Genomic DNA, 14,554 nt, shown 5'->3' with positions numbered 1-14,554 from the left:
TACTCCAACTCTAATCGTTTAGCTTTATGTATTGGCGGATTCTAGCATTCTTCGCCGGCGAAATATTGCCGCTTATCGCTGTTCCGCCTCGTCCAGTGGCTGCCATTCCGGCGCATTCCCGCTATTGGTGAACGGCGCCAGCAGGCGCTGAAAATCGCTGCGCGGCAGCAGCAGCTGTAGCTCGCAATCGCCGTTGTCGCGAAAATTTTCGCTCTGCACGGCATTTATTTCGTAGAGCTGCGCGCGCAGGCGCGACTGCTGTGGCGTCGTCACCAGCAGGCCGCGCACCATCTGTTCGCCGAGGCGCTCGGCTATCGCCTCGATCAGCAGTTCGCAGCCGGCTCCGGTGACGGCTGACACCCATACCGCGCGCGGCACGCCCTGATCGTCCCGATCGATACGCGGCTCGCTGTCCTGCAACAGGTCGATCTTGTTGTAGACGACCAACTGCGGCAGCTCCGCCGCATCGATTTCCTCCAATACGGCCTGCACCTCTTCCATCAGGTGCAGGCGGTCTTCTGCCGCGGCGTCGACCACATGGAGCAACAGCGTGGCCCGGGCCGCCTCTTCCAGGGTGGCGCGAAATGCCTCCACGAGCTTGTGCGGCAAATGGGACACAAAGCCCACCGTATCCGCCAGCACCATGGCGCCGACATTGGGCAGATCGACCCGGCGCATGGTTGGATCCAGTGTCGCAAACAACTGGTCACGCACGTACACATCGGCATCGGTCAGGCGGTTGAACAGGGTGGATTTGCCCGCATTGGTGTAACCCACCAGCGAAACGGTGGCGACTTCGGCGCGGGAACGCGCGCGGCGGCCCTGCTCGCGCTGACGGCGCACTTTCTCCAGCTTCTTTTCGATGGAGTCGATGCGCGCACGCAGCAGGCGGCGGTCGGTCTCCAACTGCGTCTCGCCGGGGCCGCGCAGGCCAATACCACCCTTCTGCCGCTCCAGGTGGGTCCAGCCGCGTACCAGACGCGTGGCCATATGGCGCAACTGCGCCAGCTCTACCTGCAACTTGCCCTCGTGGGTACGTGCGCGCTGGGCGAAGATATCCAGGATCAAGCCGGTCCGGTCGAGCACGCGACACTTCAGTTCGCGCTCGATGTTGCGCTCCTGACTCGGCGACAGGGTGTGATCAAATATCACCAGCTCGGCGCCATTCTCATTTACCGCCTGCTGAATCTCCTCCAGCTTACCGCGGCCGACGAAGGTCTTCGGGTCGGGAGTGGCACGCTGGCCAAAGATAAAAGTCACCGGATCTGCACCGGCGGACAGCGCCAGCTCTTCAAATTCACGCGGGTCGTCTGGGCTGTCTATCGCAGACAGCTCCAAGTGCACCAGCACGGCTAGTTCACCGGATTCCGGTCGTTCGAAAAACAATGGGAAATCTCTGTTGCGGGACCGGGCAATAGCCCGGGACCCTGATTGAAGCCGCAATATACGACAGAAAATTTCAGGGCGTTAAATTGCGGGCGCCCCGGCAAGCCGAGGCGCAGATTAAACCTTGAAGCTCGGACGGTTTAACCGAAGGTCTGCTCACCACCTTCACCAGCGCCCTCGCCAGCACCACCCTGGGCCGCCGGGTTCAGCAGCGGTACACGCACCGCGCGGGACGGGACAACGGTGGATATGGCGTGTTTGTACACCATTTGGCTGACGGTATTTTTCAGCAATACCACAAACTGATCGAATGATTCTATTTGCCCCTGGAGCTTGATGCCATTAACCAGATAGATAGAAACCGGGATACGCTCTTTGCGCAATACGTTGAGGTAAGGGTCTTGTAAGCTGTGCCCTTTTGACATCTTTTTTCTCCTTGTCAAAAGCTGGAAGCGAATGCAGGCCGCAATCGCGCCCACGAAACCCGTGGACTAAGAAACGACTGAGGTTGAATACGCGTATAAAAAGAGCCGGAAATCGCCGGACTCTGTGAAAAAACTGACTGAGTGGGCTTGTCGTATATTGGCCCACCTCCGTTATGGATGCTCAGGCGAGAAATTTCAAGGCTTCCGCCAATATTTCGTCATTTTTGCGCACTCTGCCATCGACATCCTGTGCGTAAATACCCGCCAAATCCGGCCAGCGTCGCAGCCAGGTCAGCTGGCGCTTGGCCAGCTGGCGCGTAGCGGCAATGCCCGCATCGACCATTTCATCATAGGTCAGGCGGCCATCCAGGTACTGCCAAACCTGGCGGTAGCCGACCGCGCGAATGGCGGGCAGGTCCTCGTGCAGGTCGCCGCGGTCGCGCAGCGCCTGCACCTCCTCTATAAAGCCCTGCTCCAGCATGCGCCGGAAGCGCGTTGCTATACGCTGGTGCAATAGTGCCCGGTCGCGCGGTAACAGCGCCAGCTGGCGCAGATCGTAGTGTTCGCTGACCGAATCCCGCGCCTGCTCGCGGCGCAACTGAGACAGCGGCACTCCGGTGAGCCGGTACACCTCGAGTCCGCGCTCGATACGCACAGAGTGATTGGGGTGTAAATCGGCGGCCAATTCCGGATCCACCTCGGCCAGCTCCGCGTGCAGTGCGGGCCAACCCTCCCGCTCGGCGCGGGCCTCGATCTCCGCGCGGATGGCCGGATCCGCCTCCGGCAACTGGGCCATACCTTCCAGTAGAGCGCGAAAGTACAACATGGTTCCGCCGACCAGCAGCGGCACCCTCCCCGCCGCAGCAATCTCGTCCATGGCGGCGAGAGCATCCCGGCGAAAACGGCCGGCGGAGTAGGATTCGCTGGGGTCGCAGATATCGATCAGGCGGTGGGGATAGCGTGCCAGTTCCTCCGGTGACGGCTTGGCAGAGCCGATATCCAGACCTCGGTAGACCAGCGCCGAATCGACACTGATCAGCTCCACCGGCAGCCGGTCGGCCAGCGCCATCGCCAGATCCGTCTTGCCGGAGGCGGTCGGTCCCATCAGAAATATCGCACGGGGCTTGCCGCCCCGAAGGTGGTCGCTCAAAACACGTCCTTTTCGCGCCCGGTTACTGGCCGCGCATAAACCACTTGTCCATGTCGGCCAGTTTAACCTGGGTCCAGGTCGGGCGGCCGTGGTTACACTGGCCGCTGCGCTCGGTGTGCTCCATATCCCGCAGCAGCGCATTCATCTCCGGTACCGTCAGGCGGCGGTTGGCGCGCACGGAGCCGTGGCAGGCCATGGTGGAGAGGATTTCATTGATGCGCTCGCCGATGCGGTCGCTGCCGCCTTCGGCGAGCAGATCCGACAGTACATCGCGCACTAGTTGCTCCACTTCGGCACCGTGCAGCATGGTCGGCACCTGCCGCACCAGCAGGGTTTCCGGCCCGGCGCGCTGCAGTACAAATCCCAGCGACGTAAACACCTCACTGCGCTCTTCGAAACAGTCCGCCTCACGCTGGCTGACGGCCAGGCTGACCGGCACCAGCAACGGCTGCGCCTGAATGCCACCGGCGGCATGCGCCGCCTTCATCTGTTCGTAGACAATGCGCTCATGGGCGGCGTGCATGTCCACCACGATCATTCCCTGTGCGCTCTGCGCCAGGATGTAGATACCGTGCAGCTGTGCCAGTGCGTATCCTAAGGGCGGCGCCTCCTCGCTTTCGGCAGCAGCCGGCATCGCAGCATTCCAGCCGGAAACGCGCGGTGCAGACCCTGTGTCGGGTTCGGACACGGCCGGCACAGCAACTGGTGCGCCCTCGGCAACACCGGGCTGCGGCTGATAGGGCTGGTGCAGGGCGCCGTAAGTATTCATCTGCTGCTGCAAGCTATCCGGTGACGGGCGGGCGGACAGCGGCATCTTGTGTTGACCGGCAAATTCACCGGCGCTGATACCACCGACCTTCTCCTCTTGCGGCTGCGCGGCCTCTTCCCGCTGTCCTGGCCGCACATCCGCCAAGGCCCTGTGGAGGCTGCCGAACAGGAAGTCGTGCACCAGGCGGCTGTCGCGGAACCGCACCTCGTGCTTGGTCGGGTGCACATTCACATCCACCGACGCCGGATCCAGCTCCAGATAGAGCACGAAGGCCGGGTGGCGACCGTGGTAGAGCACGTCGGCGAAGGCGCGGCGCACCGCGTGGCTGACCACCTTGTCGCGGATGGCGCGCCCGTTGACGTAGAAAAACTGCAGGTCCGCCTGGGAGCGGGAGAAGGCCGGCTCCGCGACCCAGCCCCACATACGCAGGCCGCTGCGCTCCACATCGATATGCAGCGCATTCTGCATAAAGGCCGGACCACACACCTGGGCCACACGCCGCTCCATCTCGACGCGACCATCGCCGGCGCGCAGGTTGTGCACACCCTTACCGTTGTGACGCAGGCTGATGGACACGTCGAAACGCGATAGTGCCAGGCGTTTGATGGTGTCGTCGACGCGGTTGAATTCGGTTTTTTCAGTGCGCAGGAACTTGCGCCGAGCCGGGGTGTTGAAGAACAGATCGCGCACGTCCACCGTGGTGCCGCGCGGATGGGCCGCCGGGCTCAGTTGCGCCTGCATGTCGCGCCCCTCGGCGCTGACCTGCCAGCCCTTGCCGCTGTCGTCGCGGCTACTGGTCAGCGCCAGACGCGCCACCGAGGAAATACTGGCCAGCGCCTCGCCGCGAAAGCCCAGCGTAGCCACCGCCTCCAGGTCCTCCAGAGCGTGGATCTTCGAGGTGGCGTGGCGCGCCAGCGCCAGCGGCAGGTCCTCTTTGGCAATGCCCTTGCCGTTATCCCGCACCTTGATGCGCTTGATACCGCCGTTGTCGATCTCCACGTCGAGGCGCGTGGCACCGGCATCAAGGCTGTTTTCCAGCAGCTCCTTGATCACCGAGGCGGGACGCTCCACCACCTCACCGGCGGCGATCTGGTTGGCGAGGCGGGGGGATAACTGCTGAATTCTGTCCGGCATATAAAATTACAAATCGTGATTCGAAGTTCAGAAGCCTCGGCGCGGAGCCGGGCGGGGCTGTTCTTTCCGGCGCGCCCACTCCCATACCCGGTCCCGGGGTCACAACTCAGCCCGAAGGTATGGTCAGCGTCTGCCCGACGCGGATCACCGAGGTGTCGATACCGTTCATTCTTTTCAGTTCGTTGAGCGACACATTGTACCGCGCGGCAATACCCGACAGGGTATCGCCGCGGGCGATGGTGTGGCGGCGCTCCACCCGACTGCGGTTGGCGGCCAACCAGCTGCCCGCCGGTGGCCGGGTGGTGAAGTGCGCCACTATACCGTCGCTGAGTTTTTGTGCCAGTTTGCGCTGGAAGGCCGGGTCGCGCAGGCGCTTGGCCTCGTAGGGATTGGTGATAAAGCCAGTTTCCACCAGGATCGACGGCACGTCCGGGTTGCGCAGCACGGCGAAATTGGCCTGCTCGACACGCTTTTTATGCAGGTGCGTGACGGCACCCAGCTGCGACAGCACGCTGGCACCGATATCCAGGCTCGCATTCATGGTCGCGGTCATCGACAGATCCAGCAGTACGCCGGCGAGCGTATCGTCCTTGTCGCCGAGGTTCAGGCTGCCCGCACCGCCGATCAGGTCGGACTCGTTCTCCCGCTGCGCCAGAAAACGCGCCGTCTCACTGGTAGCCCCGCGCGAGGACACCGCGTAGACACCGGCACCGCGGGCATCCTTGCGGGTAAAGGCATCAGCATGAATGGACACAAACAGGTCGGCGCGCATCTGGCGGCCCTTGTTCACCCGCTCGCGGTGCGGGATATAGTAGTCTCCGCTGCGCACCAGTTTGGCGGAAAAACCGCGCTTGCCATCGATGGCCTTGTGCAATTGACGGGCTATCGCCAAGACCACATCTTTTTCCCGTAGACCGCCGGGGCCGAGCGCGCCAGGATCTTCTCCGCCATGGCCGGCATCGATGGCAATGACGATATCCCGCTCGCGACTGACCTGCAGCAGGGTTTTCTCTTCGTTTTCCACCCGGTCGTACAGATCGATAACCAGGCGATCCGGCAGCTGTTCGTGGCGGCGCAGGGCGAAGCTGCGCGGCTTGGTCTGCTGCTTCAGATCCAGCACTACGCGCAGATCTTTCTTGTTGTGGCGACCGTGGCGCACGCGCTCGATCGGGGTGTTGTCCAGTTCGAGGCTGTCCAGCTCCGCGACCAGGTTGGTATCGGCAACATCAACCACGACCCGGTGGGGGCCGCTGAGTGTAAACAGCTTGTGCTCGGCGGGCCCGCTGAGATCGAACACCAGGCGCGTGTGATCGGGGGCGCGCCACACACGCACGCCTTCCACCTCCACCGCCTGGGCCGGCAGAGCCAGCACTACCACGGTTATTGCGCCCAGTATGCGTTGCCAGACTGATTTCATTGCTGTTCTACCCTGTCGTTTATTCTTCGCCGCTCGTCCCTGCACCCAGAATCTAGACAATATTTTTTACGTTAGTTTTCGCAACGCATTCAGCACTGCATCGCCCTGCGGCGAATGTGCGATCAGCTGCAACTGCCGACCGCGATCCAGTACCTCCAGCTCCAGCTCCAGGTCCGGCTCGGGCAACACACCGGCGCCGCGCTCCGGCCACTCCACCAGGCTCAGGCTGTGCGGGGCGAAATAATCCCGCACCCCCATAAATTCCAGCTCTTCGGCATCGCCCAGTCGATAGAGATCGAAATGGTAGACGCGCTGCGCACCCAGCTCGTAGGGCTCCACCAGGGTGTAGGTCGGGCTCTTGACCGCCCCCGCATGGCCGAAAGCGCGCAGCACCCCGCGGCAGAAGGTCGTCTTGCCGGCCCCCAGCTGGCCGTGCAGAAACAGCGTCAAACCGCTTTGCATGCCCGAGACCAGGCAGGCCCGCCCCAGGGATTCCCCGGCGGTAACGGTGGCCTGCTCATCGGCCAGCCGCAACGTCAATGCACTTTCCATCAATCTACCAGTCGCCGTATCCACGGCAGCATGTCGGTGGCCAGCAGGCCGCGCTGCCCGTCTTCCGCGGCGCGGTTACCCGCCTCACCGTGCAACCAGACCGCCAGGCGCGCCGCCTCCAGCGGTGTCATATGCTGACCGATCAGCGCGGCGATGATCCCGGTGAGCAGATCGCCCATACCGCCGGAAGCCATGCCCGGATTGCCGCTGTTTATCAGGTCTACGCCGCGGTCGTGCGCTATCAGTGTGCCTGCGCCCTTTAATATCACCACACCACTGAATTTCTGCTGAACCGCAACAGCCGCCGCGCGCGGATCGGCGAGCACCTCGGCAGTATCGCAATCGAGCAGCCGCGCCGCTTCGCCGACGTGGGGCGTCAGCACCCAGTCATCCCGCTCAATACCGGCCAGCACACGGCCACCGGCGAGAATATTCAGCGCGTCCGCATCCAGCACCAGCGGCACATCGGCGCGACCCGCGCGGGCCAGCAGCTGTTCACCCCAGGGCGCGCGGCCGAGCCCCGGGCCCACTGCAATTACATCGGGCCCCTCCAGCAAGGGTTCCAGTTCCTGCCCGGAGATCACCGGGCGCGCCATCACTTCCGGACAGCGGGTCAGTGCCGCCGGCAGATGCTCCGGCCTCGTCGCCAGCGAAATCAATCCGGCACCGGCGCGCGCGGCAGATTGCGCGGCCATCACCGCCGCACCGCCGAAACCGCTGTCGCCGCCGATGATCAGCACATGTCCGAACTGGTTCTTGTAGCTGTCCGCCGCGCGCGCCGGCAGGCGTTTTACACTGGCGGCATCGAAGCGCTGCGCCAGCGGCTCCACTTTCGCGTAGACCTGCTGCGGCGCACCGAGGCTGTCGAATACCACATCACCGCAAAGGGCCACACCGCGACCGCAGAAAAGCCCCAGTTTGCGGCCAATAAATGTCACCGTGACATCCGCATGCACGGCGTGGCCGGCGCTGCCGCTATCGGCACTCAGTCCGGACGGAATATCCACCGCCAGCACCGGGCCGGCACTCTTGTTGATGCGCTCAACCGCATGGGCGACCGGCTCGCGCAGCTCGCCGGCAAAACCGGTACCGAGCAGCGCGTCGACCACGACGGTATCGCCATCGCCTCTGTCCAGCTCGGTCAGCGAAGTGACGATATGGACGCCTTCGCGACGCGCGTATTCGCAGGCTTCCAGCGCGTCCCCCTTGAGCTGGGACGGATCGATACAGGCATAGACGGTAACCGGTATCTGTTTCTCCGCCGCTAACGCGGCAATCACATAACCGTCGCCCCCGTTATTGCCGCCACCGCAGAACACCTGGATGCGTCTCGCTTCGGGCCAGCGCTTCTGCAACTGCACAAATGCGGCGCGACCGGCGCGTTTCATCAGCGCAATGGAGGGGATTTTCAGCGCGGCCGTTGTGTGCCGGTCGAGTTCGCGCACCGACGCGGCGCTGTACAGGGGTTGAGGCGTGTCCATTCGGCTCCCGCGATAAGCTCAAGGATTAGTGGTCAAAATTTAATCTGTGGCAGAATAGGCGATTAAGCCGTTGTCGCGCACCAGTGACAGCAAAGTATACCGCCCCCTGCGCTCAAATTGTTTGCGCCGGGTATCGAGCCGACCGCATCCATGACCGAAACACTGCTCACCGAGCTGGCGACCCAGATCAAGATCTGGGGGCGCGAACTGGGCTTCCAACAGATCGGTATCACCGACTGCCAGCTGGAGCAGCACGGTGAGCGCCTGCGCGCGTGGCTGGATGCCGGCCATAACGGCGACATGGACTGGATGGGCGCCCACGGGGAGAAACGCTGGCGGCCGGATTTGCTGCAGCCGGGCACGCTGCGCGTGATCAGCGCGCGCCTCGACTACCTGCCGCCGGATACGCAGCCGGTACGGGTACTCAAGGACGCCGACAAAGCCTATGTATCCCGCTACGCCAACGGCCGCGACTACCACAAGCTGATCCGCAAGCGACTGGCCCAGCTGGCGCAGAGAATTGACGACTTCTGCAACGCCAACGGCATGGACTCCAGCGGCCGCGCTTTTACCGACAGCGCCCCGGTGATGGAACGGGCGCTGGCGGAGAAGGCCGGCCTCGGCTGGATCGGCAAGAATTGCATGGTGATCAATTCCGGCGCCGGCTCCTGGTTCTTCCTCGGCGAGATCTACACCAACCTGGCCCTGCCGGTGGACAACAGCGACGAAACCAACCAGTGCGGGGACTGCACTGCGTGCCTGAAAGTCTGCCCGACCGACGCCTTCGTCGGTCCTTACCAGCTGGATGCACGCCGCTGTATTTCCTATCTGACCATCGAGAACAAGGGGCCCATTCCGGAGGAGTTCCGCGAGCCGATGGGCAACCGGGTATTTGGCTGTGATGACTGTCAGATCATCTGCCCGTGGAATAAGTTCGCCAAGCCGACAGCGGAGCGGGACTTTCACCCGCGCCACGGCCTCGACGACGGCGACCTGCTGACACTTTTCGGCTGGAGCGAGGAGGAATTCCTGCGCAAGACGGAGGGCTCCGCCATCCGGCGCATCGGCTTCGAACGCTGGCAGCGCAATCTGGCGGTCGCGCTGGGCAACGGGCGGCCGGGTGCGGACGTCATTGCCGCGCTGGAGCGCGCACTGCCGGAGGCCACACCGCTGGTGAGGGAACATATCGAATGGGCGCTGGCGCGTCTGCACAGCGGGCGCCGCCGCAAGCGCAAGATCAGGCGCCCGGCAACGGGCTCAACGCTCTAACACGGTAAAGCCCGGCATCTCGTTATACGCGGAAGAAATGCTCGCGGTAGTGTTTCAGCTCCTCGATCGAATCGCGGATATCATCGAGCGCCAGATGATTACTCTGCTTCTTCACGCCCTCGAGCACATCCGGGCGCCAGCGGCGCGCCAGCTCCTTGACGGAACTGACGTCCAGGTTGCGGTAGTGGAAGTAGGCTTCCAGCTGCGGCATATATCTGACCAGGAAGCGGCGATCCTGACCGATCGAGTTGCCACACATCGGCGAAGCGCCCTCCGGCACCCAGTGGCGCAGGAACTCGATGGTTTCACGCTCGGCCTCGCGCTCGGAAATAGTGGATTCCCGCACCCGCGCCACCAGCCCGGAACCGCCGTGCTGCTCGGTATTCCAGTCGTCCATCGCATTCAGCAGCGCATCGCTCTGGTGCACGGCCATGACCGGACCCTCGGCGAGAATATTCAGTTTTGAATCGGTCACGATGGTGGCGATTTCGATGATGCGCTCTTTTTCCGGATCCAGACCGGTCATTTCCAGATCGATCCAGATCAAATTGTTCTGATCCACAGGGCCTCCTTAGTCAGTTCCAGCAAGTTACCGCATTGGACCGGCGTTGCAAGCGGCGATTTACCCTATCAGCCGCCCCGGGCCCATGGTCTCAATCCGGTTTGTCGCCAGCATCGGCACATGCCGGTGCGGCTTTCTGCGGCTACCATCAACAAAAGCTCTATAATCCCCGCCCCATGAGCAAACGCAAACTGAACCGGCGCCAGCGATGGCGTATCGAGAAGATCCAGCAAGAGCGCGAAGAGCGCGCGCGCAAGCGTGCAGAGTCCGCAGAACAGGCGCTGGAAGAGGGTCATCTGGGGCCGGAACAGACCGGCTTGGTGATTGCCAACTACGGGACCCAGGTACTGGTTGAAGGCGAAAGCGATCCGACAGTACGCCAACGCTGTCACCTGCGGGCCAATATCGACACGCTGGTGACCGGCGACCGGGTGGCTTGGAGCCCGCCGGTGGGCGAAAGCGGGGGCGGTTACGGCGTGGTCGGCGCGCGCCTGGCGAGGCATTCAGAACTGCAGCGGCCGGATCGCTACGGCGATCTCAAGACCGTGGCCGCCAATATCGACCGGATCGTGATCGTGATCGCTCCGTACCCGGAACCCTTTGCCAATGCCATCGACCGCTATCTGGTGGCCGCAGAGAGCACCGGCATCCCGCCGGTACTGCTGCTGAACAAGATAGACCTGATCGACGACAGCAACCGCGACGCGCTGGAAGACCTGCTCGCTCCCTACCCCGAACTCGGCTATCCGGTTTTGCGGCTGTCGACCAAAACCGGCGAAGGGCTACCCGAACTGCTCGATACCCTGGCCCAAGGTACCAGCGTCTTTGTCGGCCAGTCCGGTGTCGGCAAGTCGTCCCTGATCAACGCCCTGCTGCCCGGTGCTGGCGCACGCATCGGTGCCCTGTCCGCAGCCACCCAAAAAGGCACCCATACCACCACTGCGGCGGAACTGTTCCACCTGCCGAGCGGCGGCAATCTGATAGACTCCCCCGGCATCCGCGAATTCGGTCTCTGGCACATGGACGAGCAATCGCTGCTGGAGGGATTCGTGGAGTTCCGACCGTTTATTGGCCACTGCCGCTTCCGCGACTGCCGTCACCAGGGCGAACCCGGCTGCGCCATCAACGAGGCGCTGGCGCGCGGCGATATTAGCGACAGGCGCATGAACAGCTTCTTGCATCTGCGCAACAGCCTCGAATCGGAGAATTGAACTTGGACTTGATTATCGAAGCGGAACAACTGGCCGCGCAGCTCGAGCGCGAGGATTTGCTGATCGTCGACCTGAGCTCCCCGCAGAACTATCTAGACGGACACATCCCCGGCGCCGTGCACCTTCCTTTTCAGGCGCTGATGGCGGGTACACCACCGGCCCCGGGCAAGCTACCCAGCCAGGAGCGACTGACGGAGGTCTTCCGGGCCATCGGCTTGCGCCCGGAACACCATGTGGTTGCCTGTGACGACGAGGGCGGCGGCTGGGCCGGGCGCTTCCTGTGGACCCTGGAAGTCATCGGCCATAAAAACTACAGCTACCTGAACGGCGGCATGCACGCCTGGCGTGGCGCCGGCCTGCCACTCACCTCCGAGCCGGCCGAGACTGCACCCAGTGACCTAGAAATCGATATCGACACCTCGCCGCTGATGGACGCAGAACAGATCCAGCAGCACCTGCATGAGCCCGATTTTCGCGTGTGGGACGCCCGTTCACCGCAGGAATACAGCGGCGAAAAGGTGCTCGCGTTGAAAGGTGGCCATATTCCGGGCGCCATCAACTGCGAATGGACGCAGTTGATGGACCCACAGCGCGACCTGCGTATTCGCAGTGACGCGCGCGAGTTTCTCGCCAGGCTCGGCATCGACAGCAGCAAGAAAATCGTCACCCACTGTCAGAGCCATCATCGCTCCGGCTTTACCTGGCTGGTGGGGAAATCGCTCGGATTCGATATCCGCGCCTATCCAGGCTCCTGGAGCGAGTGGGGGAACCTGCCCGACGCGCCGGTTGAGCAATAAATAAAAACCGAAAGGAATTGATGCAACCCTATGCACCCAAAACTCTTTACCACACTGCAATACCTGACTCCACAGCGGGCCCTGTCCCGTGCCGCCGGCGCCCTGGCCGAGACCCGTATCAAAGCGATCAAGGATCCGTTTACCCGCTGGTTCGTCGACAAGTACGATGTGGACATGAACGAGGCGGAACAGAGCGACTGCACTGCATTCGCCAGCTTCAATGACTTCTTCACCCGCGCGCTCAAGGACGGCGCGCGCCCGATCGCTGAGGGTGACGATGCCATCGCCTGCCCGGCGGATGGCGCCGTCAGCCAGCTCGGCGAAATCCACAACGGCCGGATTTTCCAGGCCAAGGGCCACGATTTCAGCCTGCTGGAGCTGGTTGGCGGCGATCCGCAGGTTGCCGCACAGTTTACCGGGGGCAAGTTCGCCACCGTTTACCTGTCGCCGAAAGATTACCACCGCGTGCATATGCCGATCGCCGGCACACTGAAGAGTATGACCTATGTGCCGGGACAGCTGTTTTCGGTAAACACGGTTACCGCCGAGACGGTGCCGCGGCTGTTTTCCCGCAACGAACGCGTGGTCTGCATCTTTGATACCGCCGCCGGCCCCATGGCCATGATCCTGGTGGGCGCAATGATCGTGGCCAGTATCGAAACGGTGTGGGCAGGCCTGGTAACCCCGCACAAGCGCCGTGTGCGCACCACCCAATATGGCGAAACCGCACCGATCCATTTGGAAAAAGGTGCCGAAATGGGGCGCTTCAAGCTTGGCTCCACGGTGATCATGCTGTTCGGCGCCGACCAGGTGCGCTGGCTGGAATCACTGGGCGCAGAGAGCGAAGTCAAGATGGGACAGCACTTCGGGGATATCCTGGCGGCGGAGAAATAGCACTGATTTCAGGGCGGTCGCGGGGCCGCCCTCGCAGGTACTATAAAGAAAGGGAACTAACGCTTTAGCAGGCGGGACAGGATTCCCGGCAGCCGTTGCTGACTGAACAGATAGCTGTCGCAAACCGCGGCCACGTCAACCTCCGGGTAGCGGCCGGGCTCCACATCCTTTGCGACCGTTACCTTGGCCTGCGGGCTCAGCTTGCCATGCTCAATCAGCTTCTGTTTGCGGTCTTCGTCCGCAGCCAGATCGAATAACCGCGTCTCCGCCAGCGGACGCTTGTCGCTGTCCAGAATCACCATCACCCTAGGCTTCAGGCGCCGCTCGTAGGTCTGCTCGACCACAACGCCCACCTCACCGGTGGAAAGCTCCACCTGGGTGCCGGTGGGATAGAGGCCGATAGCCTGAATAAACTCCACAACCAGCTGCTCCTGAAACGCGATGTCGCGCAGGCCGTAGAGTTTTGCCACCGCCCGCGACGGGGCCACCGGTTGGTTGGCGCCGCGGGGATTGGTGGTCTCGTCGTAGAAGGTCACCATGCCGCAAATGCGGGCGAGCACCGGAATCTTGTCGCCGCGAAGGCCCATCGGGTAACCACTGCCATCATGGCGTTCGCGATGGCTGCGGACGATATTGATCACCTGTGGATCCATCTGCGGATCCTCCGACAACAATCGGACGCTGTGTTCGACGAACTTGCGGTATTCCAGCTCGCTGCGGGGATCGCGGTTGGCCATCTGCAGCACCTGGCCGTCAATCATCACCTTGCCGACGTCCTTGAGCAGGGTCGCGACCCCCATCTGTACCAGTTCGTGTCGGCGCAGGCCGATATAACGGCCAAACACCACCGCCCAGATACTGGCGCGGATGGCATGACCGTAGGTGTGTTCGTCTTTATCCCGCACCCTCGCCAGCCAGGTAAAGGCATCGGGGCTGCGCAGTATGCTCTCCACCAGTTCTTCGACCATACGACTGATCTGTCGCATGGCCAGCGGGCGCCCGCTCTGAACCTGCACCAGCACTTCGTTCATGCCCTGCAGCAGCCGGCGGTGGAGTTTGCGCGCCTTGTCCGCTTCGCGGCGCGCGGGAATGGGCGGCGGATAGGCTTTGTGGGAAATCTGTACCGGCCGACAGGGAATAGCCACGGGTACAGCCGCGCCATGCTGTCTCTTGGATTGTAAAGAGAGAGAGGTCGGCGACGAGGCACGGGACAGGGCGCGCAGCTTGACGCCGGCATCGCCGACGCTTTTAACAACATCGACGTAAACATAGCGGCAGTATTTCTGCAGCTGGCGAATTTCTTCCAGATCGCGGATATAGAAACCCTGCAGCGCAAATGGCGTACGCGTCCAGGGCCGGTCGAGCCTGGACACAAACATGCCGCGCTGTAGGTCTTCTACAAAGACTTTTGCCTGTTCGATCGCCAAGGGAAGTGTAGCCGTCGATATTTTGTATTATTTGAACCGCCCGCAAGGCCGCAGCAATTATAAGCTATAGCAAGCGCCAC

13 protein-coding genes are annotated in these 14,554 nt (G+C 62.6%); 4 read left to right on the top strand and 9 right to left on the bottom strand.

Going from position 1 to position 14,554, the window contains the following annotated elements; genetic code table 11:
* Positions 1-72: 72 nt before the first annotated feature.
* From hflX to BLW36_RS11790, 7 genes are all read right to left on the bottom strand, one after another.
* Positions 73-1,386, bottom strand: a complete 1,314-nt coding sequence (gene hflX / locus BLW36_RS11820; RefSeq protein WP_091388504.1) for a ribosome rescue GTPase HflX — start codon at positions 1,384-1,386, stop codon at positions 73-75.
* 140 nt (positions 1,387-1,526) lie between these two features.
* A complete protein-coding gene (hfq, locus tag BLW36_RS11815; protein WP_091388502.1) occupies positions 1,527-1,811 on the bottom strand; it encodes an RNA chaperone Hfq in 285 nt (94 codons plus the stop codon).
* A gap of 181 nt (positions 1,812-1,992) precedes the next feature.
* Positions 1,993-2,916 (bottom strand): tRNA (adenosine(37)-N6)-dimethylallyltransferase MiaA, encoded by a 924-nt coding sequence (miaA, locus tag BLW36_RS11810; protein ID WP_244506236.1) that lies wholly within the window; start codon positions 2,914-2,916, stop codon positions 1,993-1,995.
* Between the two features lie 67 nt (positions 2,917-2,983).
* The gene (gene mutL / locus BLW36_RS11805) at positions 2,984-4,864 is read right to left on the bottom strand and encodes a DNA mismatch repair endonuclease MutL (protein ID WP_091388498.1); all 1,881 of its coding nucleotides are present in this window, start codon (positions 4,862-4,864) and stop codon (positions 2,984-2,986) included.
* A 106-nt stretch (positions 4,865-4,970) separates the two neighbouring features.
* Positions 4,971-6,281, bottom strand: coding sequence for an N-acetylmuramoyl-L-alanine amidase (locus BLW36_RS11800; protein ID WP_091388496.1), 1,311 nt, complete (start codon positions 6,279-6,281; stop codon positions 4,971-4,973).
* Between the two features lie 66 nt (positions 6,282-6,347).
* Positions 6,348-6,833 carry a tRNA (adenosine(37)-N6)-threonylcarbamoyltransferase complex ATPase subunit type 1 TsaE gene (gene tsaE, locus BLW36_RS11795; RefSeq protein ID WP_091388494.1) on the bottom strand — a complete coding sequence of 162 codons (486 nt, stop codon included), beginning with the start codon at positions 6,831-6,833 and terminating at the stop codon, positions 6,348-6,350.
* Entirely contained in the window at positions 6,833-8,314 is a 1,482-nt protein-coding gene (locus BLW36_RS11790; RefSeq protein ID WP_091388492.1) for an NAD(P)H-hydrate dehydratase, read from the bottom strand. Before BLW36_RS11790 ends, tsaE begins: the two co-directional genes overlap by 1 nt.
* Positions 8,315-8,464: 150 nt before the next feature.
* Between BLW36_RS11790 and queG the strand changes: the two genes are divergently transcribed.
* Positions 8,465-9,583, top strand: a complete 1,119-nt coding sequence (gene queG, locus BLW36_RS11785; RefSeq protein ID WP_091388707.1) for a tRNA epoxyqueuosine(34) reductase QueG — start codon at positions 8,465-8,467, stop codon at positions 9,581-9,583.
* A 22-nt stretch (positions 9,584-9,605) separates the two neighbouring features.
* Here queG and orn read toward each other — a convergent pair whose 3' ends face one another.
* Positions 9,606-10,145, bottom strand: coding sequence for an oligoribonuclease (gene orn / locus BLW36_RS11780; protein WP_091388490.1), 540 nt, complete (start codon positions 10,143-10,145; stop codon positions 9,606-9,608).
* A gap of 176 nt (positions 10,146-10,321) precedes the next feature.
* Between orn and rsgA the strand changes: the two genes are divergently transcribed.
* From rsgA to asd, 3 genes are read left to right on the top strand one after another with little or no spacing between them, the layout of a single operon-like run.
* Positions 10,322-11,356 carry a small ribosomal subunit biogenesis GTPase RsgA gene (gene rsgA / locus BLW36_RS11775; RefSeq protein ID WP_091388488.1) on the top strand — a complete coding sequence of 345 codons (1,035 nt, stop codon included), beginning with the start codon at positions 10,322-10,324 and terminating at the stop codon, positions 11,354-11,356.
* The gene (locus BLW36_RS11770) at positions 11,344-12,153 is read left to right on the top strand and encodes a sulfurtransferase (RefSeq protein ID WP_425286754.1); all 810 of its coding nucleotides are present in this window, start codon (positions 11,344-11,346) and stop codon (positions 12,151-12,153) included. The genes rsgA and BLW36_RS11770 overlap by 13 nt, the downstream gene beginning before the upstream one ends.
* Positions 12,154-12,183: 30 nt before the next feature.
* Positions 12,184-13,047: an archaetidylserine decarboxylase gene (gene asd / locus BLW36_RS11765; RefSeq protein WP_091388484.1), complete on the top strand. Its 864-nt coding sequence runs from the start codon at positions 12,184-12,186 to the stop codon at positions 13,045-13,047.
* Positions 13,048-13,103: 56 nt separating this feature from the next.
* On the opposite strand, the gene BLW36_RS11760 is transcribed toward asd, so the two are convergent.
* Positions 13,104-14,474 carry an HD-GYP domain-containing protein gene (locus BLW36_RS11760; protein WP_091388482.1) on the bottom strand — a complete coding sequence of 457 codons (1,371 nt, stop codon included), beginning with the start codon at positions 14,472-14,474 and terminating at the stop codon, positions 13,104-13,106.
* Positions 14,475-14,554: the final 80 nt, after the last annotated feature.

The organism is Microbulbifer marinus (assembly GCF_900107725.1).
Taxonomy (GTDB): domain Bacteria; phylum Pseudomonadota; class Gammaproteobacteria; order Pseudomonadales; family Cellvibrionaceae; genus Microbulbifer; species Microbulbifer marinus.
This window is presented reverse-complemented; position numbering and strand designations above follow the sequence as displayed.

Excerpts from the sequence above, each read along its gene's own strand:
- miaA (WP_244506236.1), bottom strand. The coding sequence starts at position 2,916 with ATGGGACCGACCGCCTCCGGCAAGACGGATCTGGCGATGGCGCTGGCC.
- queG (WP_091388707.1), top strand. The coding sequence starts at position 8,465 with ATGACCGAAACACTGCTCACCGAGCTGGCGACCCAGATCAAGATCTGG.
- BLW36_RS11790 (WP_091388492.1), bottom strand. The coding sequence starts at position 8,314 with ATGGACACGCCTCAACCCCTGTACAGCGCCGCGTCGGTGCGCGAACTC.
- asd (WP_091388484.1), top strand. The coding sequence starts at position 12,184 with ATGCACCCAAAACTCTTTACCACACTGCAATACCTGACTCCACAGCGG.
- tsaE (WP_091388494.1), bottom strand. The coding sequence starts at position 6,833 with ATGGAAAGTGCATTGACGTTGCGGCTGGCCGATGAGCAGGCCACCGTT.
- BLW36_RS11800 (WP_091388496.1), bottom strand. The coding sequence starts at position 6,281 with ATGAAATCAGTCTGGCAACGCATACTGGGCGCAATAACCGTGGTAGTG.
- mutL (WP_091388498.1), bottom strand. The coding sequence starts at position 4,864 with ATGCCGGACAGAATTCAGCAGTTATCCCCCCGCCTCGCCAACCAGATC.
- rsgA (WP_091388488.1), top strand. The coding sequence starts at position 10,322 with ATGAGCAAACGCAAACTGAACCGGCGCCAGCGATGGCGTATCGAGAAG.
- hfq (WP_091388502.1), bottom strand. The coding sequence starts at position 1,811 with ATGTCAAAAGGGCACAGCTTACAAGACCCTTACCTCAACGTATTGCGC.